This window comes from Streptosporangium sp. NPDC002524, from assembly GCF_040295985.1.
In the GTDB taxonomy this organism is placed as follows: Bacteria; Actinomycetota; Actinomycetes; order Streptosporangiales; family Streptosporangiaceae; genus Streptosporangium.
On the sequence record NZ_JBEOWK010000040.1, the window covers coordinates 33017 to 52481 of the forward strand.

Below are 19465 nucleotides of genomic sequence, written 5' to 3' on the forward strand. Positions count from 1 at the left end.
TTGGTCTAGTCCATAGAGAAAACTATTAACTTCTTCCCCTCCAAATACCGATGAGTATTGATCCCAGGAGAATAATCTCCATTCTTTCGCCCGAGTCGACCTTGTTTGACCGTTTCGCCGAGGCACACACTCGGAGTAGGCCACCCAGGGGACGAAAAGGAGCGACACCATGAATGATCGCCTCAAGGGAGCCGCAGACGAGCTGCGGCGCGAGTGGGAGACCGACCCTCGCTGGAAGGGGACCGAGCGGACCTACACGGCAGAGGACGTGGTTCGACTCAGGGGTTCCGTCCAGGAGGAGCACACCCTCGCCCGGCTCGGCGCCGAGCGGCTGTGGGACCTGCTGAACAACGAGGAGTACGTGCACGCCCTGGGCGCGCTCACCGGCAACCAGGCCGTGCAGCAGGTCAAGGCCGGGCTCAAGGCCATCTACCTGTCCGGCTGGCAGGTCGCCGCCGACGCCAACCTGGGCGGCCAGACCTACCCCGACCAGAGCCTCTACCCGGCCAACTCGGTCCCGGCCGTCGTGCGGCGCATCAACAACGCGCTGCTGCGCGCCGACCAGATCACCTGGTCGGAGGGCGACGGTGACGCGCCGCACTGGCTGGCGCCGATCGTGGCCGACGCCGAGGCCGGCTTCGGCGGCGTGCTGAACGCCTTCGAGCTGATGAAGGGCATGATCGCCGCGGGCGCCGCCGGGGTGCACTGGGAGGACCAGCTCGCCTCGGAGAAGAAGTGCGGCCACCTGGGCGGCAAGGTGCTCGTCCCCACCGGCCAGCACATCAAGACCCTCAGCGCCGCCCGTCTCGCGGCGGACGTGCTGGGCGTGCCGACCCTGGTCATCGCGCGGACCGACGCTCAGGCCGCGACCCTGCTGACCACCGACGTCGACCCCCGCGACCAGGCGTTCACCACCGGCGACCGTACGGCGGAGGGCTTCTACCGGGTCCGCAACGGCGTGGACGCCTGCATCGCCCGCGGCCTGGCCTACGCGCCCCACTCCGACCTGCTCTGGATGGAGACCTCCACCCCGGACCTGGACGTGGCCCGCGAGTTCGCCGAGGCTATCAAGGCCGAGTATCCCGACCAGATGCTGTCCTACAACTGCTCGCCCTCGTTCAACTGGAAGAAGCACCTGGACGACTCCACCATCGCCAAGTTCCAGCGCGAGCTCGGCCACATGGGCTACAAGTTCCAGTTCATCACGCTGGCGGGCTTCCACTCACTGAACCACTCGATGTTCGACCTCGCCCGCGGCTACGCCGAGGACGGCATGACCTCCTACGTCGAGCTCCAGGAGGCCGAGTTCGCCTCCGAGGCGCGCGGCTACACCGCCACCCGCCACCAGCGCGAGGTCGGCACCGGATACTTCGACCTGGTCAGCACGGCCATCGCGCCGGACTCCTCCACCACGGCCCTGAAGGGGTCGACGGAGGAGCAGCAGTTCGCAGAGGCTCACTGACTCTCCGGACCGGGCTCGTCGGGACGGCTTCCAGGGCATGGGACGGTTCCCCGGACGAGCTCGACGACCAGGCCGACGGGCCCCGCCGCACGGATTCCCCCCGAGTCCGCAGGGCGGGGCCTTCCCGTTTCCCGGCCCGCCCGCGCCGCGCGCTCCGCGCTCCGGTCACGGCGGGCCCTCCCGTTCTCCACGGCCCGCGTTCCCGGCGATCTTCCCCGGGAACGCGGGCGGTGGACGGCGGGAGGCATCTCAGCGGCCGACGGCCTCGATGAGCTTGCGGCGCTGCTGGGTACCGAGGCCTCCCAGCCTGCGCGCCTCGTCCACGTCGGCCTGCGCCATCAGCTGCGCGGCCTTGACGGTACCGACTCCGGGCAGGGCTCGCAGGGCCTGCGACACCTTGATGCGCTTGGCGATGTCGTCCTCACGGCCTAGCAGTTGCTCCAGGCTGAGCGCGCCGTTCTTGACCTCGGCGAGAAGCTTGGCGCGAGCTGTACGGGTCTCGGCGGCCTTGACCAGGGCGGCCTGACGCTGTTCGGGGGTGAGCTTGGGCAAAGCCATGGTGTTTTCTCCCTGATGACGGTAATTCCAGCGTCCTGCTACCCAAAGTCGCCAGGTTAATCATCAGGAGACATACATATAGATCCACAGCCCCTATGCCGTGTATCACGATATGCCCGTTTGGTTACCCCGCCCTTACCCCGTTCTCCGTAGCCTCGGGCTCATGGGTATCTGGCGAAGCCCTCAGGGCATCGAGGTTGAGGCGATCGTGGTCCACGACGGCCCCTGCCTGCTGGTCACCCGCCGGATCGACGGGCGGCGGGTCCTGGTGGCGTACTGCATGAGCATCCGTGAGGTCGGGGAGCACGTCGACCTGGCACAGCTCGTCCCGGCGTAGCGGACCCCCCGCGTATACGAACGATCAACGTTGGATCACGCCCGAGTCTTGTTCGGTACGTGTGTCAACTTCTGCGTCCGCTGGGGCGTCAAGTAGTCAGGGAGGCTCGATGGATGTTCTGATCGGCCTCGTTGACGAAGATCTCCTTCTGGAGCTCATCCTCGTCGAGGCACTGCACACAGAGGCGGAAAGGCTGGCCGCCCAGCCCGACCGCTGAACGAGGACGGGTGCCCGCCCTTCGAAACGGCGGGCACCCACGCGACCGGCGAAGGCCATCCGGGCCACGCCGGGACCCGGTCGTCGTGAAAGCCTCCCACCCGCGCGGCAACCGTGCGGAGCCCGGTCACCGCGAGAGCGTCCTCCCGGCACAGGCCGGACCGGACGACCGCGGCCCGTGCGGGGACCCGGTCACCGTGAGAGTCCCCGCGCGACAGGCGCGGGACGACCCGGCCGTACGGGGACCCGATCACCGCGCGGGCGGCGTGAGTGCCGGACGGGGCTCGATTCACCGGGTGGTGATGGCGTTAACTGTTCCCATGAACAAGCGCGAGCTGATCGAGAAGGCCGCCGCCGAGGCCGGGCTCACCCGGAGGCAGACGGCCGCGGCTCTCGACGCGATCCTGGGCACGATCCAGACGGCCGTGGCGGCCGAGGACAAGGTGGCGATTCCCGGGTTCGGGTCCTTCGAGATGGTGCACAGGCCCGCGCGGAGCGGGCGCAACCCGCAGACCGGGGAGCCGCTGGAGATCGCGGAGACCTGGACCGCGAGGTTCAAGCCCAGCCCGGGGTTCATGGGCCTGATCCGCCAGCGCAAGAAGGACTGACGGCCCCTCCCCACCGCCTCGGACACGCCCCCCACCGCCTCGGGCACGCCCCCTCGGACACGCCCCCCGCCGCCTCTGGCGGGAAAGGCGACGGCCCCCGGGGAAGTATCCATTCCCCGAGGGCCTGGAGTGCCGCCATGTCGCGGCACCGGCACGTTTAAGGATCCGGGTCACTCATGATGAGGTCGCACTCTGCCGTTAAGTTATAGGCGCATGTGGAGCACCCAGCGGGATTCGAACCCGCACTCGACCATCGTCGCCCGTATCCGCTCGATCCGGCGCCCGGCGGCGAATGCTGAATCTGGAGCGAGAGTCTGAGTGTGAGCGGCTGCCTCTGCCGGTTGGGCTACCCCGGCAGGTGGTGCCGGGGGAGGGTCTCGAACCCCCACTGTGACCGCGTGTCAGTCTGACGGTTCAGTTTCAGCTTTCGCGCTTTCGCGCATCCCCGCGCTCCGGCGGGGAGTCCTGTGATCTTACCCCAGCAGGTAGCCCAGCACCTTCTCGCCGACGCGCTGGTAGGTGATCTCGGTGCCGTTCGCCTCCTCGCGGGCGAACTTCACCGCGTTCTGCAGCCTGCCGACCCGCTCCAGCAGCTCGTTGACCCGCTTCTGCGGCACGGCACCGGAGAAGGTGACCTTGGTCCAGAAGCCGACGACGATGTCCTCGTGGTAGACCTCGACCTGGGCCGGGTGCTTGTCGGTGGCCTCCGCCTTGACGTGGTTGCGGGGCACCTTCTTGGTACGGGTCGTCTTGACCGGCTCGGTCCGCCAGCAGTCGGTCGACTGGTCCAGCGTCCAGGCCTCGGCGGCGTCCAGGACGGGCAGCTTGGCGATGAAGGTGTGCAGGTCGACCAGCTGCTTCTCCAGGAACAGGAGATAGGTGACGGGCACGTCCTCCAGGAGGGTGGAGCCGTCGACCTTCACGTCGGCCCGCGCGGCGCAGTTGGCCCAGTCCTTGGTGGCGGTGACGTCGAACAGCCGGGTGAGCGCGGCGCCGACCTGCTTGAGCAGGTCCTCGCCCTGCACCTGCACCCGGGTCGACTCCGGGGGCAGCCGCTCGCCCTCGTCGTCGATGGGCTGGTAGGTCCGCGAGAGGCCCGACAGCAGGGCGTTCTTCTGGATCGTGTGGTAAGCGTCGGTCACCTTGCGCTGGGTGTCGGACTTGACGCCCTTCTCCACGGCGAGGATCTGGTTCAACTTGGTCGCCATGCGTGACACCGTACCGGGAAGATCACCCGCATAACACCGCTTTTCCCGCAGATCACCCCTCTTCTGGGCGGGGCTCCCAGCGGCGTACCGCCCGGGGCTCTCTGCGGCGTACCGTACGGACTCTCAGCGGCGTACCGTGCGGGACTCTCAGCGGCGTACCGCGCGGGCGGACCAGCGGCCGTCGAGGTGGTCGACGCGCAGCGGGCGCCCGAAGCACTCCGACAGGTTCTCCGCGGTCAGGATCTCCGCCACCGGCCCGCCCACCTGGACGCGGGCGTCGCGCATCAGCAGGGCGTGGGTCGTGGTGGCCGGGACCTCCTCCAGGTGGTGGGTGACGGTGACCGTGGTCAGCGCCGGGCGGGTCGCCGCCAGGTCCTCGACCGCGGTGATCAGGTCCTCCCGGGCGGGCAGGTCGAGACCGGCGAAGGGCTCGTCCAGCAGCAGGATCACCGGATCGGCCATCAGCGCCCTGGCGACGCGGACGCGGGCCCGCTCGCCCTGGGAGCAGACGCGGAAGAGCCGGTCCGCGAGGTCCTTGCAGCCCATGTCGGCCAGCAGCCGGTGGGCGCGCTCGTGCTCGGCGGGGCCGTAGCGGTCCCAGAGCGGGGCGCTGGTCCCGGTGTGGCCGGTCAGGACGACGGTGTGCGCGGTGGCGCCCTCCTCCTCCAGCAGCTCCTCGTCGACGAGCCGCTGGCTCGCCGCGACGAGGCCGATGTGGCGGCGCAGCTCCCGCAGGTCGACCCGGCCCAGCCGCTGGCCGAGCACGGTGACGGCCCCCTCGGTGGGATGGCGTACGGCGGCGGCCAGCGAGAGCAGCGTGGTCTTCCCGGCTCCGTTGGGGCCGAGCACCACCCAGTGCTCCCCGTACCCGACCCGCCAGCCGATGCCGTCCAGCAGGGTGCGGCCGACCACCCGGACCCCGACGCCGCTCAGTTGCACCGCACCGGACACAGGCCCGCCCATCGGTATCCCCCTCCGCCTCGATTCGCGGCGCTCACTTTAACCGATGAACCGATATCTCCCTGTAAATCGTCCTAAAAGGATGACTCAGCCTATTTGCAGGGAGGGGCCCGGGGTGGGGTGCGGGGTGATGGTCGTCCCCGAGGGAGCCGGGGCGGTGGGCGTCGGGGACGGGCTCTCCCCGTCGCCGGTCTGCGGGATCTGGGTGAAGGAGGGCTTGGGGTCGCTCGAAGCCGTCGGGCAGTCCCTCGCCCGGCCCTTGCCCTTGGCGGTCGCGTCGGCGCACTCTCTCGGGTCGTCGCCCTCGTCGGGCGAGTCGCCCGAGCCGCGGGGCCCACGGGGGCGCTCCGGAGGCGGATCCTCCCGGCCGTCGCGCCCGTCGACGCCCGCGGTGGGCAGCGAGACGGTCCTGGTCGCGGTGACCTGGACGGTGGAGGGAGTGGTCGGCGTCGGCACCCGCTGCCTGCCGGGGGGCGGGCGGGTGCCGTCGCGGAAGATGGAGGCGGTGGGCGTGCCGTCGGCGGGGAGGACGAGCGGCACCGGCTCGGCGGCGCCGGGACCGCCGGCGGGGTCTGACCCGCCGCCACCGCCGGTCGCGGCGGCCACGGTGACCGCCGCCATGGAGACCGTGGCCAGCGCCGCGAAGCCTGCCTGCGACAGGTGCGCGCCCTTGCGCGGCCCGGCCCTGCGGGCCCCCTTGCCGGAGACCCTCACCGGGACCGAGGGCTCGTCGTGGAACGAGGACGGCGACGGCGGCGATGACGATGACGATGACGACAAGGACGACGACAGGGACGACGACAGGGAGGCCGCGGACGGGAGCCGTACCCTCCCGGCTCCCGGGGTGTAGGGCACCGGCGTCCAGATCTCCGCCAGCACCTCGGCGACCGCCTCGCGCAGGTCCCACGGGTCGCCCACGCCGCCCGCGGCGAGCAGCGCGCCGAGCAGGTCGGCGGCCCTGGGCCGCTCGGCGGGGTTCTTGGCCAGGGACGCCTCGACCGCCGGGCGCAGCAGCGCGGGCACCGAGGCCACCCTCGGCGGCTCGACCAGGATGCGCCGGGTCAGCACGTCCGCCTCCCCCGCGCCGAAGGGGTGGTGCCCGGCGGACGCGTAGGCGATCAGGCAGCCCCAGGCGAACACGTCGGAGGCGGGCAGCGCGAGCCCGCCGGTGAGCCGCTCGGGGGCGACCCAGCCGGGGCTGCCCATCACCTGCCCGGCCTGCGTGTGCGCGGCGAGCACGTCGACGTCCCTCGCGATGCCGAAGTCGATCACCCGGGGGCCCGTGTCCGACAGCAGCACGTTGCCGGGTTTGAGGTCGCGGTGCACCAGCCCCGCCTCGTGCACCGCCACCAGCGCGGCGGCCACCCCCAGCGCGACGCCGTACGCCAGGTCGGGGGTGAGGGGGCCGTGCGCGGAGACCACCTGGGACAGCGCGGGGCCGGGGACGTACTCCGACACCAGGTAGGGGCGGTCCTTGTCGGTGCCGTCCTCGATCACCGCGGCGGTGCAGAAAGGCACCACTCTCCGGGAGAATTGCACTTCCTCCGCGAAACGGGCGCGGAGCGTGGCATCGTTGAGATGCATCGGGTGCGGCGTCTTGAGCGCCACCACCCCGCCCTGCGGGTGTTCGGCCAGATAGACGATGCCCATGCCGCCCACCCCGAGGCGGCCGAGCAGAAGATAACGGCCGATGATGACCGGGTCCCCGACGGTCAGCGGCCGCACACCGGTCGGCATGCCGTTCACGGGACCTGCTCCCCCACGTGCCATCCTCGTTGAGCCTCTCGTGCGCGGGCTACGGCAAGCACACTGTGGCGGGATTCGGGCGTTCTTCGCTCCCGACCGGTCAGAAGGGATATGAGAGGTAAGGCGAATGATCCCTCGGGGTAAGGAATCCGTGGTGTGCGGGATGCCCTTGGGATGGGGCGGAACGGTGTGACCAGCGGGAAGGGCACGCGCGCCGTCGCACGGGCGTACGTCGCGGGTGCGCCGTGACACGCCTCAGGCGGCGGCGGAACCGGGGCGGCTGGACGGCTTCCGCGGAGCCGGGGCGGCGACGTCCTCGAGGCCCGACAGGAGAAGGTCCGGGCCCGAGAGGTCCGGCACGGGAAGGTCGGGAAGATCGGGCAGTTCGAGGGTGGACGGGGCGCGGCTCCGCTTCGAGCCGCCGCGGCCGGACACCAGGTCCTGGGTCGCCGCGAGGAAGCGGGCGATGTGCGGATACACCTCGCGGGCCTCGGGGACGACGTCGGCGAGGATCGCGAAGACGTGCGGCATGCGGGGCCACTCCTCGTACATGACCGGCACCCCGGCGGCACGGGCCCGCTCGGCCACCCGGCGGCCCTCGTCACGCAGGACCTCGGTGGAGCCGGTGACGATCATCAGCGGGGGCAGGCCGGTGTAGTCGCCGAGGACCGGGGAGAGCAGCGGGTCCTGGGGGTCGAGCCCCGCGGTCCAGCGCCGGGCGAGCCAGTCGACGCGGCCGGCCGGGATCATCGGGTCGAGCAGCCGGTTGACCCTGCGGGGCGCGCCGGTCAGGTCCGCCCACGGGGAGAGGCACACGGCGGCGGCCGGCAGCGGCATGTCCTGGTCGCGAAGCGCCAGAAGCGCGGCCAGGGTGAGGTGGCCCCCGGCGGAGTCCCCGCCGAAGACGATGTCGGCGGGGGCGTACCCGTGCTCCAGGAGACATCGGTAGGCGGCGAGGGCGTCCTCCAGGGCCTCGGCCGGACGGTGGACGGGGCCCTGACGGTAGTCGACCGCGAGCACCGGGCGCCGGGTCGCGGCCGACAGGCGCCAGGTGATGGGCCGGTGGGTCGCCGGGGAGCAGGCGAAGTAGCCTCCGCCGTGGAAGTAGAGCAGGACCTTGCCCTCGTCGAGCTCCTCCCCCGCGCGTACCCACTCCCCCGGGCACGCCCCCGTCTCGTCGGGGGTCACGCGTACGTGGACGGGCAGGCGGAACGGCACCCTGCCCGCGAGCGCGACGATGCGGGAGGCCGCGGCGAAGCCGACGTCGTTTCTCAGCAGGAGGTCGGAGATGGGCTTGAAGGTGCCGCGCATGATCGCGTTGAGGGTCGCGGCCTGCCAGCTGAAGGGGTAGGCCGGACTGACATCCATATTGATCTCGTCGCGCATGGGGGACCTCCACAAAAGGACATTCCCCCCAGAATGGGCTTCTATCGGCGATTGAACATATCAGGGAGATTACAACTACATATCACGCAGGTACACGTCACCCTGAGAACATGTCCGCACACCGAACGTCATGATCCTTCAAGGTCCCGGACCACGGGTCACTCGAACGGTCGTTTCGACGGCCGATGCCGCAGCTCCCCTGACACCCCTCGGCCCACGCCCGCTCACCCTGCCCCCCCGGCTCGCTTGACCTCCCCGGCCTCCCTGCTCTCCCTGGCCCACTCCAGCCTGCCCAGGTATCCCCTCCCCCGGCTCGCCCTGCCCTTTCCGGCTCGCCCCGGCCCGCGTCGGCCCGCCCGGCAAGCCCCGGCCCGCCGCTGAAAATCCGTTGCCTCGCCCCGGAGCGCCCAGGAGGATAGGAGGGTTGTCCGGACCCCTCGGGAGGCAGCCTTCCTGCTCTACGCGCGCATCGCCGGGTACGGCTTCCGCCGCCACTCCACCTATCGTGCCGCCGCCGTCGCCGGAGCGTTCACCAACACCGTCTTCGGCATCCTCCGCGCCTACGTCCTGATCGCCCTCTGGGAGGCCCGCCCCGGTCTCGCCGGGTACGACCTCGCCGACGCCGTGACCTTCTGCTTCCTCAGCCAGGCCTTCATCGGCCCCATGCAGGTCTTCGGCGGCGGCCTGGAGCTCTCCGAGCGCGTGCGCAGCGGGGACGTCGCCCTCGACCTGCTCCGTCCCGCGTCCCTGCAGATGTGGAACCTCGCCGACGACCTCGGCCGGGCCTCGTACCTCTTCCTCGCCCGCAGCCTGCCGCCCACGGCCGTCGGCGCCGCGCTGTTCGGCCTCGTCTTCCCGTCCGACCCGCTGACCTGGCTGTCCTTCACGGCCGGCCTCATCCTCGCGGTGATCGTCAGCTTCGCCCTCCGCTACCTGGTCGCGCTGTCCGCCTGCTGGGTCGTCGACGACCGGGGCGTGCAGACGATGTCGCTGGTGATGACCTTCTTCTTCAGCGGCATGGTCCTGCCCCTCAACCTCTTCCCCGGCTGGCTCGGCACCCTGGCGCAGGCGCTCCCCTGGTCGGCCATGGTCCAGGTCCCCGCCGACCTCTACCTCGGCAAGCGCGACGCCCTGGGGGCCCTGGCGTTCCAGGCCGCGTGGGCGGTGGTCCTGCTGGCCCTCGGAGCCCTGGCCACGAACGCGGCCCGCAGGAAGGTCGTGATCCAGGGTGGATGACCACGACGAGAGGAACGCCCGGGACCGCGGGGAAGACGGGCCCGCCGTACGGGAGACGGACGGGAAGCCGGGCGGAGGGGGCGGACGGTGAGGACGTACCTCCTGCTGGCCTGGACCTGGCTGAGGGCCTCGGCGCAGTACCCGAAATCGTTGATCATGATGGCGGTCGGCTCGTTCGTCATCAACGGGCTGGACGTGGCCGCGATCTGGGTGATCTTCGAGCACACCGGCTCGCTGGGCGGATTCGACCTCGCCGAGGTGATGTTCCTGTACGGCACCGCCGGCCTGTCCTTCGCGCTCGCCGACATGCTCTTCGGCAACGTCGACCGCCTCAGCCAGCACATCAGGAGCGGCGGCTTCGACACCATGCTGATCCGACCGGTGAGCGCGTTCACGCAGATGGCCGTCGACCGCTTCGGGGTGCACCGCTTCGGCAGGCTCGCCCAGGCGGCCGTCGTGCTCGGCGTCGCCGTTCCCCAGCTCGGCCTGAGCTGGGGAAGAGCCTGGATGATCCCGCTGATGGTCGCGTGCGGGCTCGTCATCTTCACCTCGGTCTTCGCCCTCGGCGGGGCCGTGCAGTTCCTGCTGACCGACGCCCCCGAGGTGGCCAACGCCTTCACCTACGGAGGCGGCACCCTCACCCAGTACCCCCTGAGCGTCTACGGCTCCGAGCTCGTCAAGGGCGTCACCTTCATCGTGCCGCTGGCGTTCGTGAACTGGCAGCCCGCGCTGTTCGTGCTCGACCGCGACGATCCCCTCGGCCTGCCGTACTGGCTCCGCTTCGCCTCGCCCCTGGCGGCCGTCCTCCTGGCCGCCGTCGCCGCCCTCGCCTGGCGGGCGGGCATCCGCCGCTACCGCTCGACGGGAAGTTGACACATGATCGAACTCGACCGGGTCGGCCGCTCGTTCACCGTGGGCCGCCGCAGGACCAGGAAGACCGTGCACGCCGTACGGGATCTGTCGTTCACCGTGGAGGCCGGGGAGTTCGTCGGCTACCTCGGCCCCAACGGCGCGGGCAAGTCCACCACGATCAAGATGCTCACCGGCATCCTGGCGCCGACCTCGGGCAGCGTCCGGGTGGCCGGGCTCGACCCGGCCCGCCGCCGCACGGCGCTGGCGCGCCGGATCGGGGTGGTGTTCGGCCAGCGGACGACCCTGTGGTGGGATCTGCCGCTACGGGACAGTTTCGAGCTGATCCGACACCTGTACAAAGTAGATCAAACGGACTTCCGGCGGCGGCTGGCCGAGCTGACCGAGCTCCTCGACCTCGCCGCCTTCATGACCACCCCGGTCCGCCAGCTCAGCCTCGGCCAGCGCATGCGCGGCGACATCACCGCCGCGCTCCTGCACGACCCCACCGTGCTGGTGCTCGACGAGCCCACGATCGGCCTGGACGTGGTCAGCAAGGCCGCCATGCGCGACTTCCTGCGACGCCTCAACGCCGACCGGGGCACCACCGTGCTGCTCACCACCCACGACATGGGAGACATCGAGAAGCTCTGCCGCCGCGTGATGCTGATCGACCACGGCAGCCTCGCCTTCGACGGGACCCTCGACGACCTGCGCGCCACCGCCCCCGAGGGCGACTCCATCGAGGAGGTGGTCGCCCGCCTCTACTCCGGCTGACCACCGGACCCCACCCGGACCCCGTGGCCGAGCGGGGGTCCCGGTCTCGTACGCCATCCGTAAGCGGGAGGTCAAGACGCCCCCCAAGATTCTCCGGCGAGGCAAGTGTGATCCTAATCACATTCCCGCACCCCCGTGGGCGCGGGTGCGTCCTTCACTCGTGTTTGGAACCCTCTTGACCCCCCGGGCATTCTCCATACGAAAAACCGGTTTCCGGTAACCGTTCCCCGCCGCACTTTACCTCTGGAATCCCCCGCGCCCGGCCGATAATGCCGTCGGAAGGACAAAGGTAAAACGCGGCCGGACGAGATTCGAGGATCATCGATCCGGGGCGGGAAACGATCGGAAAGAAACCTTATAAAGAGGCTCCCACCAGGGCGTTCGTCAAGTCCCTGGAGCGTCCGTGGGAGTAATACTGCCACCATGTCAAATGGGTTCTGGCATACCTTAATGCTATGGACAGCGACAATCTCCTAGGTGAGTTCCTGCGCGCTCGGCGTGAACTCACCACTCCCGAACAGGTGGGCCTCCTGCCCGCCGGTTCCCGGCGGACGCCGGGGCTGCGCCGGGAAGAGGTGGCGATGCTGGCCGGAGTCAGCACCGACTACTACATACGCCTGGAGCAGGGGCGGGAACGTCACCCGTCCGAGCGGGTGCTCGGCGCCCTCATGCAGGTCCTCAACCTCAACGCCGACGCCGCGACGCACATGCACGAGCTGGCGCACCCCGGGCCGCGGCAGTCCAGGACCGCCGACCGGCCGGAAAGGGTGAAGCCGGCGCTGGTGCGCCTGATACGCAGCTGGCCCTACACCCCGGCGATCGTGACCAGCCGCTGGATGGACGTGCTGGCCTCGAACCAGATGGCCGACGCCCTCTACGACGGGCTGGCGCACCGGGACAACCTGCTCCGGCTGCTCTTCCTGAACCCCGGATCCCGCCGGTTCTACCGTGACTGGGAGGAGTCCGCCCGCCTCAAGGTCGCCCAGTTACGCGCCGTCGCGGGCGCGGACCTCGACGATCCGTACCTGACCGACCTGGTCGGCGAGCTCTCGCTCAAGAGCAAGGACTTCCGCCGGATGTGGGCGCGCCACGACGTGTTCAGCGGGAACGTCGCGACCAAACGCTTCCACCACCACGACGTCGGCGACCTGACGCTCACGTACGAGCTGTTCAACATCAACGGCTCCACCGGCCAGAAACTGATCGTCTTCCAGGCCGAGCCGGGAAGCCCTTCCGCGCACGCCCTGAACCTGCTGGGCAGCCTAGCGGCGCTGACGTCGCCATGAAGGGGCCGCGCATGCGCTCGATCCAGGCGCGCTACACGATCATCACGACGATGCTGTTGCTGGTCATCCTCGCCCTGGTGGGCACGAGCATCGACATGGCGATCCGCTACCGGATCCAGGACGACGGCTTCGGCAACGCCGAGCGGGTCGCCAGCCAGTGGAGCGCGCTGGTACGGATCGGCAACATCCCCGATCCGATCCCCGCCACCGCCCCGGTCGACCTCGTCCAGCTGGTGAACTCCCACGGCGTGGTGGTCAACTCCAGCAGGCAGGCCATCGGCATGGCGCCGATCAGCACGAGCCGCCCTCCGGCCGACGACCGGTTCCAGCAGCTGACCGAGGGATCCGTCATGGTCATGGCCATCCGGGTCTCCCCCGCGGCCGACTCCCCGGTGGTCTACGCGGGCCTGGAGGAACCCGCCATCCTGCACGAGCACCATCTGGAGTACTTCATCGCCGCGGGCGTCCTCATCCTGCTCGCCCTCGCGGCCTGGATGACCTGGTGCGTCGTGGGGCGGACGCTGAGACCGGTGGCGGCGATACGCGCGCGGATGTCCGAGATCACGGTGAGCGATCTGAGCCTGCGGGTGCCCATACCCCCGGGCGAGGACGAGATCGCGCTGCTCGCCCGCACCGCCAACCAGACCCTGACCCGCCTGGAGGAGGCCGTGGAGCAGCAGCGCCGTTTCGCCTCCACCGCCTCCCACGAGCTCAGGACCCCGATCGCCGGCTTGCGCGTGCAGCTGGAGGAGGCCCTGCTCTACCCCGACGACGTCGATCCGCGCGACACCATCCGGGGGGCGCTGACGGCCAGCGGCCGGCTAGAGGCGATCGTCAACGACCTGCTGCAGCTGGCCCGGCTGCGCGCCGCCGACCCGGCGCCGCAGGAGCTGATCGATCTCGGCGCCCTCGTGACGGAGGAGGCGGCCCAGGGCACCGGGATGCCGGTACGGGTCCAGGTGTCCGCCCGCGTACACGTCCGGGGCTCCCGGATCCAGCTGATCCGGGTGGTGGGCAACCTGCTGAGCAACGCGCGGCGGCACGCCGACAGCCGCGTCGAGGTCTCCGTCGGCTTCGAGGACGGCAAGGCCGTCGTGGCCGTGGTCGACGACGGCGCCGGTATCGCGCCCGCCGACCGCGAGCGCGTCTTCGAGCGCTTCACCCGCCTGGACGACGGACGCCTGCGCGACTCCGGCGGCAGCGGGCTCGGCCTCGCCATCTCCCGCGACATCGCCCACGCCCACCAGGGAACCCTGCTGATCGAGGACTCGCCGCGAGGGGCCAGGTTCGTCCTCAGGCTCCCGGCGGAGGACGCGCGGCCGCTCGGGACCGACACGGAGGTCCAGCTCGCCGGTCCGGGGAAGGCCGCCCCGCCCTCCAGGAGAGCGGCCGGCAAGGACTCCGCCGTCAAGGATTCCGCCGTCAAGGAGTCAGCCGGTAAGGACTCGGCCGTCAGGGAGGCCACCCGTGAGGAAGGCCCCCGGGAGAGGGAGGGGACCCGCGAGGAGGGGACGCCCCAGGAGGCCAGCGGCACGAAGAGCCCGGCCGGCTGGGCCGGTCACCGCCGGCGGTGACCGGGGTCACGGCGCGGGCCGGCGGACGCGCGGTGCGGTGACGGGCGCGACCCCGGTGATCGAGGACTCGGCGGCGGGGAGCGCGGTTCCGGCGACCGGAAGCCGCGGCGACCTGAAGCCGCGGTGACCTGAAGCCGCGGTGACCGAAGGCCGCGGTAGCGAGCGCGGCTCCGGAAGCCGGGGCCGGGGGCTCAGCGGTAGCCGTGGGCGTCGGACTCCTCGTACTCCTCCTCCTCGTCCCGGAAGCGCGGCGCCCAGCGGGAGGGCATCAGCACCGGCAGGAACAGCAGGATGCCGAGGAGCGCGTAGACGCCGGTGGTCAGCAGCAGGCCCATGCCGCGCCCGGCCTGCAGGATCACCTCGTGGAAGGCCGGGTCGTCGGGGACGAGGCCCATGGCACGCCTGACGTCCAGGGCGTAGACCACGGTCCAGGCGAGCAGGACCATCGACGGGACGAAGGCCGCCAGCGGGGAGACGCGACCGGCGACCACCAGGCCGATCAGGAGGCCGATCCCGGCCATCACCCCGAGGGCGATCCAGGTCCTCGAACCGCTCTCCGCCGGGAGGGGCACCAGGCTCGCCCCCGCCTCCTGTACGGCCCAGCCCGCGCCGAGGAGCAGCACGGCCGCCACGAACAGCCCGACAAGCACCCCAACGACGTGCCGCATCGCCACCACCTCGGCTGGAAGGACCTGTCACGGTCGCGGCAACCATAGCGACAAAAAGTCCAGAACGGCAGACACCCTGGGCGTGAGAACATATGGGTCACCATGCGCGCCCGCCTCCCGTTACGCCTCACGCGCGCGGCCACCTTCTCGGCCGTCTGCCTGGCACTCGCCGTCCTCGGCCACGTGGCCGCGGGCGGTTCCTGGCCGCGGCCGTGGGTGGTGGCCGCGACGGGAGCGGCGGTCATGGCGATGGCCGTGCTGCTCGCCGGGCGCGAGCGGTCGATGGTGACGATCAACGCCGGGCTCGCCACCCTGCAGCTGGCGCTGCACGAGCTGCTCGCCCTCGGTGGCACCGCGGGGGTCCCGCCCCCGCATCCGCACCTCAGGGGGCTGGGCGAGAGCCTCGGCATGCTCGTCGCGCACCTCACCGCGACCCTGATCACCGGATGGTGGCTGGCCCGCGGCGAGAGCGCCCTGTGGGTGCTGCTCCGCTCGGCCGGTCGCCGCCTCGGCGCCATGTTCCTCCCGCTGCCGTGGCCCCCGGCCGCCGTCGCCGCCCCGGCGGGCGCCGCGTACGCCCCGGTCACGCCCGTTCCCGCGCGTGCCGTCCTCCGTCACTCCGTCAGCCGGCGCGGTCCTCCGCTTCCCGTCGCCTGACCCGTCCCCGGAAAACCCGGAATCCCGGAATCCCGAAATCTCGGAATCCTGACGTTTCGAAGTGGAGAAAACCCCCATGTCGCTCTCGCACGCCTTCCGCCGTCTGGCCGCCGTCACCGCCGGTGCCACCGCCCTCACCCTCGGTCTCGCCCTTCCCGCCCTCGCGCACGTCACCATCAACCCCGGCACCGCCGTGCAGGGCGGCTTCACCAAGGTCGCCTTCCGGGTCCCGAACGAGCGTGACGACGCCTCGACGACCAAGCTGGAGGTGGCCTTCCCCACCGACCACCCGCTGGCCTTCGTCTCGGTCAAGCCGGTGCCCGGCTGGGACGTCAAGGTCGTCGAGGACAAGCTGCCCGAGCCGATCACCACCGAGTACGGCGAGCTCACCGAGGCGGTCACGAAGGTCACCTGGTCGGGCGGGAAGATCGATCCCGGCCAGTTCCAGGAGTTCGAGGTGTCCATGGGCACGCTGCCCAAGGACACCGACCAGCTTGTCTTCCCCACCACCCAGACCTACAGCGGTGGCGAGGTCGTCAAGTGGGCGGACGAGCCCAAGGCCGACGGCTCCGAGCCCGAGCGCCCGGCCCCGACGCTGAAGCTCACCCCCGCCCCCGCCGAGGGAGCCGGTCACGACGCCTCCGCTCCCCCGTCGGCCGCCGCCTCCTCCTCGGCTCCGGCGGTGTCGACGCCGTCGGTGGCTCCCGTCGCCTCCTCTGAGGGCTCGGACGGCACCGCCCGCCTGCTCGGCGGGGCCGGTCTGGTGCTCGGGCTCGCCGGGCTCGTGGTCGCGGCGTTCGGCCTGCGCCGGGGCCGCGCCTCCTGACCGTCTCACCAGCCTTCCGGGCCTCCCGAGCGTCCGCTCCCGGCGACCGTCTTCCGGCCGTCCTCCGGCTGCCTTCCGGCCGCCTGTTGACCGGTTCGTGACCACTTTCTGACCCTTCTCCGATCTCCTTCCGATCTTCCTCCGATCGCGCGGAACGGCCCCGGGAAGCCTCCCGGGGCCGTTCCGCGTTTTCCGGCGCCGTCCCGCGTTCTCCGGGCACCGCCCGCGCTCCTCCCGTCCCCCTCCGCCGGGAAGCCGCGTCCTCCGCCGGGAGGCCGCGCCACACGCCCTCCCGGTGTCCCACGGCCGCGCCGACGCCCCGCCGGGCCGTGAGACAGGGCGCCCGGCCGCGCGTCACGGAAATGTTCGCAGGTCAGGGCGGCGTTCTATCGGTATGTCTGTCGCGTCACACCTCCCGGGCCGTCCCGTCGCCTCCCTCCCCCGCGACGCCGCCCGTTCCGCCGGCCGAGGCCGCCGGGCACCGCTCTTCCACTCCTCATGGAGGTCCCCGTCATGCGGCACAGCACTCGCGTCACAGCGGTCGCCGCGCTCTCCGTCGCCCTGTTCGCCCCGGTGGCCTGCGGCGTGCCGACCCCCCATCACGCCTCGCAGCCCCCGCCCCCCGAGGTCAGGGCCGCCGACATCGAGAGGGCGCTGCAGACCCGGACCACCCTGACGTTCTGGTCCTGGGTACCCAACCTCGGGAAGACCGTGGCGCTGTTCGAGCGGAGGTACCCCAAGATCAAGGTCAACCTGATCGACGCCGGCCGGTCCAGGATCGAGTACACCAAGCTCAGGGCCGCGCTGAAGGCCGGCACCGGCGTTCCCGACGTGGCGCAGATCGAGTACTTCGCGCTGCCCCGCTTCGCGTTCTCCGGAGCCGTGACCGACCTCAACGCGTACGGCGCGGAAGGCCTGGCAGGGAGGTTCAGCCCCTCGGCCTGGGACCAGGTCGACCTCAACGGCAGCGTCTACGCGGTCCCCCAGGACACCGGCCCGATGACCATGATCTACCGCAAGGACGTCTTCGACCGGCTCGGCCTGGCACCGCCGAGAACCTGGACGGAGTTCGTGACGGTCGCCGAGGCGATCAGGAGGAAGGACCCCCGCGTCTTCGTCACCAGCGTCGACCCGACCGACTCCGGCATCGCCGACAGCCTGATCTGGCAGGCGGGCGGGCGGCCGTTCGGCATCGAGAACGCCACGACCATCCGGATCGACCTGCAGGACAGGGGAACCAGGCGGTGGGCGAGGCTGTGGACGCGGCTGTCGCGGGAGAAGCTCGTCAACCCGGCCGTGACCTGGACCAAGCCGTGGTGGAAGGACATGGCGAAGGGCAGGTACGCGCTGTGGATAACGGGCGCCTGGGCACCCGGCGTCATCCAGGGCGCGATCCCTCGGACCAAGGGCCTGTGGCGCGCCGCGCCCCTCCCGCGCTGGGACACCGGGAAGCCGGTCAACGCGGAGAACGGCGGCTCCGGCGTGTCCGTCCTCGCGACGAGCGGGCACCGGCTCGCCGCCTACGGTTTCGCCCGGTGGCTGAACTCCGACCCCGAGGCGGTCAGGTCACTGAACACCGTCTCCGGGGTGTTCCCCGCGACGACGGGCCTGCTGGAGAGCAAGGAGTTCCTCGACGTCGAGATCCCGATGCTGGGAGGCCAGCGGGCGAACAGGCTGTTCAGCGAGGGCTCGGCGCAGGTGGCGAAGGGCTGGCAGTATCTGCCGTTCCAGCTCTACGCCAACAGCGTCTTCGCCGGCAGCGTGGGACGGTCGCTCTCGCACGCCACCAACCTCGACACCGGCCTGATGGCCTGGGAGCAGCGGCTCAGCGCCTACGCGCGGCGGCAGGGCTTCAAGGTCTCCCCCGACCGCTGAGCCCTCCCCTCGACGCCTTCGTGACTCGACGCCTTCGTGACTCGCCGCCTTCGTGACTCGCCGCCTTCGTGACCGGAGACATCGTGGGAGGTACGGGCTCACCGGCGGCTGAGCGGTTCCGGACCGCCGGGGAGCCCGTCCCGCACGACCTCCGGCCCCCGTGCCTCCACGGGGCGCGGGAACCGGAGAGGGCGCGGTCAGGCGGTGATGTCCTTGCCGGTGAAGCGCGCCCAGGCGATGGAGCCGAAGACGGCGGCGTAGGCGGCGAAGACCAGCAGGCCCTGCCCCATGTCGCCGGTGGCCATCGGATCCCGCAGGACGCCGTCGAAGCCGTTCCACCACTCGGTGAGCATGTACGGCCGGATCGCCGACAGCTGCGGGATGACTCCCAGCACCTGGGCCACGATGACGACTACCACGGTCGAGGCGATGGCCCCGACGGACACCTCGGTCAGGGTCGACAGGGCCAGCGCGATGGCCGCCAGGGCGGCCATGCCCGCGGTGACGTACAGGACGACGACGCCGATCCGCAGCACGCCGTCGAGGAAGGGGATCGTCCCTCCCGACAGCAGCGTGATCGGACCGGCGGGGAACAGCAGCAGGCCGGTGAGCAGTGCGGACAGCGCCACCACGGTGACGGCGGCGAGGCAGAAGAGGATCACGCCGGCGTACTTGACGGCCAGCAGGCGGGTCCGGCCGGCCGGGGCCGCGAGCAGGTAGCGCAACGTGCCGATGCCCGCCTCCCCGGCGATCGAGTCCCCGGCGACGACCGCGACGGCGACCGGCAGCAGCAGCTGCACCAGGACCGAGAGCGCGGCGAAGGTGAGGAACAGCCCGTTCCCGGTGACCTGTTCGAAGATCGCCGGCCCGCCGCCGCCTCCGCCGTCGCCGTCGCCCATGGATCCGCTGAACGTCCGCAGCGCGATCCCGATCAGCGCCGGGATCGCGGCGAGCACCGCGAGCATGGCGAGGTTCCTCGGCCGCCGGAAGATCAGGCCGGCCTCCGAGCCGAGCAGCCGCAGCCACGCCCGGGGGGCGCCCACCGCCCGCGCGACGGGGGCCGGGCTCCCGGAGGCGCGCCCGCCACCCGCGAGGGCCGTTTCCGGCACGAGGGCGGTTTCCGTTCCCGGCGCTAGGCTCGCCCCCGCTCCCGGCGCTGGGCCCGCGCCCGTTTCCGGCGCGAGGTCCGACCCCGTTCCCGGCGCTGGGCCCGCGCCCGTTTCCGGTACAAGGTCC

18 protein-coding genes and 1 tRNA gene are annotated in these 19465 nt (G+C 71.2%); 11 read left to right on the forward strand and 8 right to left on the reverse strand.

All coding sequences use genetic code 11. The features are described from left to right. Window positions 1-169: 169 nt before the first annotated feature. On the forward strand, window positions 170-1462 hold the full coding sequence (gene aceA / locus ABT053_RS40215; protein ID WP_350976771.1) for an isocitrate lyase: 1293 nt from the start codon (window positions 170-172) through the stop codon (window positions 1460-1462). Between the two features lie 249 nt (window positions 1463-1711). Here the strand turns inward: aceA and mihF are convergent, their stop codons facing one another. Then, entirely contained in the window at window positions 1712-2020 is a 309-nt protein-coding gene (gene mihF, locus ABT053_RS40220) for an integration host factor, actinobacterial type (RefSeq protein WP_344750230.1), read from the reverse strand. 163 nt (window positions 2021-2183) lie between these two features. Between mihF and ABT053_RS40225 the strand changes: the two genes are divergently transcribed. Together ABT053_RS40225 and ABT053_RS40230 are read left to right on the forward strand one after the other, a co-directional pair. Next, entirely contained in the window at window positions 2184-2357 is a 174-nt protein-coding gene (locus ABT053_RS40225; protein WP_350976774.1) for a hypothetical protein, read from the forward strand. Window positions 2358-2893: 536 nt separating this feature from the next. Beyond that, a complete protein-coding gene (locus ABT053_RS40230) occupies window positions 2894-3181 on the forward strand; it encodes an HU family DNA-binding protein (protein ID WP_344750228.1) in 288 nt (95 codons plus the stop codon). Between the two features lie 216 nt (window positions 3182-3397). Here the strand turns inward: ABT053_RS40230 and ABT053_RS40235 are convergent. The 5 genes from ABT053_RS40235 to ABT053_RS40255 form a co-directional block, all read right to left on the reverse strand. Beyond that, window positions 3398-3531 (reverse strand) — tRNA-OTHER (locus tag ABT053_RS40235). A gap of 123 nt (window positions 3532-3654) precedes the next feature. Further along, window positions 3655-4389, reverse strand: a complete 735-nt coding sequence (locus ABT053_RS40240) for a DUF7873 family protein (RefSeq protein ID WP_350976776.1) — start codon at window positions 4387-4389, stop codon at window positions 3655-3657. 147 nt (window positions 4390-4536) lie between these two features. Then, window positions 4537-5352: an ABC transporter ATP-binding protein gene (locus ABT053_RS40245; RefSeq protein ID WP_350976779.1), complete on the reverse strand. Its 816-nt coding sequence runs from the start codon at window positions 5350-5352 to the stop codon at window positions 4537-4539. 84 nt (window positions 5353-5436) lie between these two features. Beyond that, window positions 5437-7086, reverse strand: coding sequence for a serine/threonine-protein kinase (locus ABT053_RS40250; RefSeq protein WP_350976822.1), 1650 nt, complete (start codon window positions 7084-7086; stop codon window positions 5437-5439). Between the two features lie 264 nt (window positions 7087-7350). Further along, the gene (locus tag ABT053_RS40255) at window positions 7351-8481 is read right to left on the reverse strand and encodes an alpha/beta hydrolase fold domain-containing protein (protein WP_350976782.1); all 1131 of its coding nucleotides are present in this window, start codon (window positions 8479-8481) and stop codon (window positions 7351-7353) included. A gap of 549 nt (window positions 8482-9030) precedes the next feature. Here ABT053_RS40255 and ABT053_RS40260 point away from each other — a divergent pair. From ABT053_RS40260 to ABT053_RS40280, 5 genes are all read left to right on the forward strand, one after another. Beyond that, the gene (locus ABT053_RS40260) at window positions 9031-9717 is read left to right on the forward strand and encodes an ABC transporter permease (RefSeq protein ID WP_350976824.1); all 687 of its coding nucleotides are present in this window, start codon (window positions 9031-9033) and stop codon (window positions 9715-9717) included. A gap of 87 nt (window positions 9718-9804) precedes the next feature. Then, window positions 9805-10590, forward strand: a complete 786-nt coding sequence (locus tag ABT053_RS40265) for an ABC transporter permease (RefSeq protein WP_350976784.1) — start codon at window positions 9805-9807, stop codon at window positions 10588-10590. A gap of 3 nt (window positions 10591-10593) precedes the next feature. Further along, window positions 10594-11343 (forward strand): ABC transporter ATP-binding protein, encoded by a 750-nt coding sequence (locus ABT053_RS40270; RefSeq protein WP_350976786.1) that lies wholly within the window; start codon window positions 10594-10596, stop codon window positions 11341-11343. Window positions 11344-11798: 455 nt separating this feature from the next. Beyond that, window positions 11799-12629, forward strand: a complete 831-nt coding sequence (locus tag ABT053_RS40275) for a helix-turn-helix domain-containing protein (protein ID WP_350976789.1) — start codon at window positions 11799-11801, stop codon at window positions 12627-12629. 11 nt (window positions 12630-12640) lie between these two features. After that, complete coding sequence (locus tag ABT053_RS40280; protein ID WP_350976790.1) at window positions 12641-14203, forward strand: sensor histidine kinase; 1563 nt, start codon at window positions 12641-12643, stop codon at window positions 14201-14203. A gap of 191 nt (window positions 14204-14394) precedes the next feature. Here the strand turns inward: ABT053_RS40280 and ABT053_RS40285 are convergent, their stop codons facing one another. Then, window positions 14395-14871 (reverse strand): hypothetical protein, encoded by a 477-nt coding sequence (locus tag ABT053_RS40285; RefSeq protein WP_350976791.1) that lies wholly within the window; start codon window positions 14869-14871, stop codon window positions 14395-14397. 102 nt (window positions 14872-14973) lie between these two features. Here ABT053_RS40285 and ABT053_RS40290 point away from each other — a divergent pair, with 102 nt between their 5' ends. From ABT053_RS40290 to ABT053_RS40300, 3 genes are all read left to right on the forward strand, one after another. Then, the gene (locus tag ABT053_RS40290; protein WP_350976793.1) at window positions 14974-15528 is read left to right on the forward strand and encodes an MFS transporter; all 555 of its coding nucleotides are present in this window, start codon (window positions 14974-14976) and stop codon (window positions 15526-15528) included. Window positions 15529-15604: 76 nt separating this feature from the next. Beyond that, window positions 15605-16354, forward strand: coding sequence for a YcnI family copper-binding membrane protein (locus ABT053_RS40295; RefSeq protein WP_350976795.1), 750 nt, complete (start codon window positions 15605-15607; stop codon window positions 16352-16354). A 513-nt stretch (window positions 16355-16867) separates the two neighbouring features. Further along, window positions 16868-18229 carry an ABC transporter substrate-binding protein gene (locus ABT053_RS40300; RefSeq protein WP_350976797.1) on the forward strand — a complete coding sequence of 454 codons (1362 nt, stop codon included), beginning with the start codon at window positions 16868-16870 and terminating at the stop codon, window positions 18227-18229. Between the two features lie 197 nt (window positions 18230-18426). Here ABT053_RS40300 and ABT053_RS40305 read toward each other — a convergent pair whose 3' ends face one another. Then, window positions 18427-19338, reverse strand: coding sequence for an ABC transporter permease (locus ABT053_RS40305; RefSeq protein ID WP_350976799.1), 912 nt, complete (start codon window positions 19336-19338; stop codon window positions 18427-18429). Window positions 19339-19465 lie beyond the last annotated feature (127 nt).

Bases quoted from the DNA above. Each gene is read 5' to 3' on its own strand.
- aceA (WP_350976771.1), top strand. From the start codon at position 170: ATGAATGATCGCCTCAAGGGAGCCGCAGACGAGCTGCGGCGCGAGTGG.
- mihF (WP_344750230.1), bottom strand. From the start codon at position 2,020: ATGGCTTTGCCCAAGCTCACCCCCGAACAGCGTCAGGCCGCCCTGGTC.
- ABT053_RS40225 (WP_350976774.1), top strand. From the start codon at position 2,184: ATGGGTATCTGGCGAAGCCCTCAGGGCATCGAGGTTGAGGCGATCGTG.
- ABT053_RS40230 (WP_344750228.1), top strand. From the start codon at position 2,894: ATGAACAAGCGCGAGCTGATCGAGAAGGCCGCCGCCGAGGCCGGGCTC.
- ABT053_RS40240 (WP_350976776.1), bottom strand. From the start codon at position 4,389: ATGGCGACCAAGTTGAACCAGATCCTCGCCGTGGAGAAGGGCGTCAAG.
- ABT053_RS40245 (WP_350976779.1), bottom strand. From the start codon at position 5,352: ATGGGCGGGCCTGTGTCCGGTGCGGTGCAACTGAGCGGCGTCGGGGTC.
- ABT053_RS40250 (WP_350976822.1), bottom strand. From the start codon at position 7,086: ATGCCGACCGGTGTGCGGCCGCTGACCGTCGGGGACCCGGTCATCATC.
- ABT053_RS40255 (WP_350976782.1), bottom strand. From the start codon at position 8,481: ATGCGCGACGAGATCAATATGGATGTCAGTCCGGCCTACCCCTTCAGC.
- ABT053_RS40270 (WP_350976786.1), top strand. From the start codon at position 10,594: ATGATCGAACTCGACCGGGTCGGCCGCTCGTTCACCGTGGGCCGCCGC.
- ABT053_RS40275 (WP_350976789.1), top strand. From the start codon at position 11,799: ATGGACAGCGACAATCTCCTAGGTGAGTTCCTGCGCGCTCGGCGTGAA.
- ABT053_RS40280 (WP_350976790.1), top strand. From the start codon at position 12,641: ATGCGCTCGATCCAGGCGCGCTACACGATCATCACGACGATGCTGTTG.
- ABT053_RS40285 (WP_350976791.1), bottom strand. From the start codon at position 14,871: ATGCGGCACGTCGTTGGGGTGCTTGTCGGGCTGTTCGTGGCGGCCGTG.
- ABT053_RS40290 (WP_350976793.1), top strand. From the start codon at position 14,974: ATGCGCGCCCGCCTCCCGTTACGCCTCACGCGCGCGGCCACCTTCTCG.
- ABT053_RS40295 (WP_350976795.1), top strand. From the start codon at position 15,605: ATGTCGCTCTCGCACGCCTTCCGCCGTCTGGCCGCCGTCACCGCCGGT.
- ABT053_RS40300 (WP_350976797.1), top strand. From the start codon at position 16,868: ATGCGGCACAGCACTCGCGTCACAGCGGTCGCCGCGCTCTCCGTCGCC.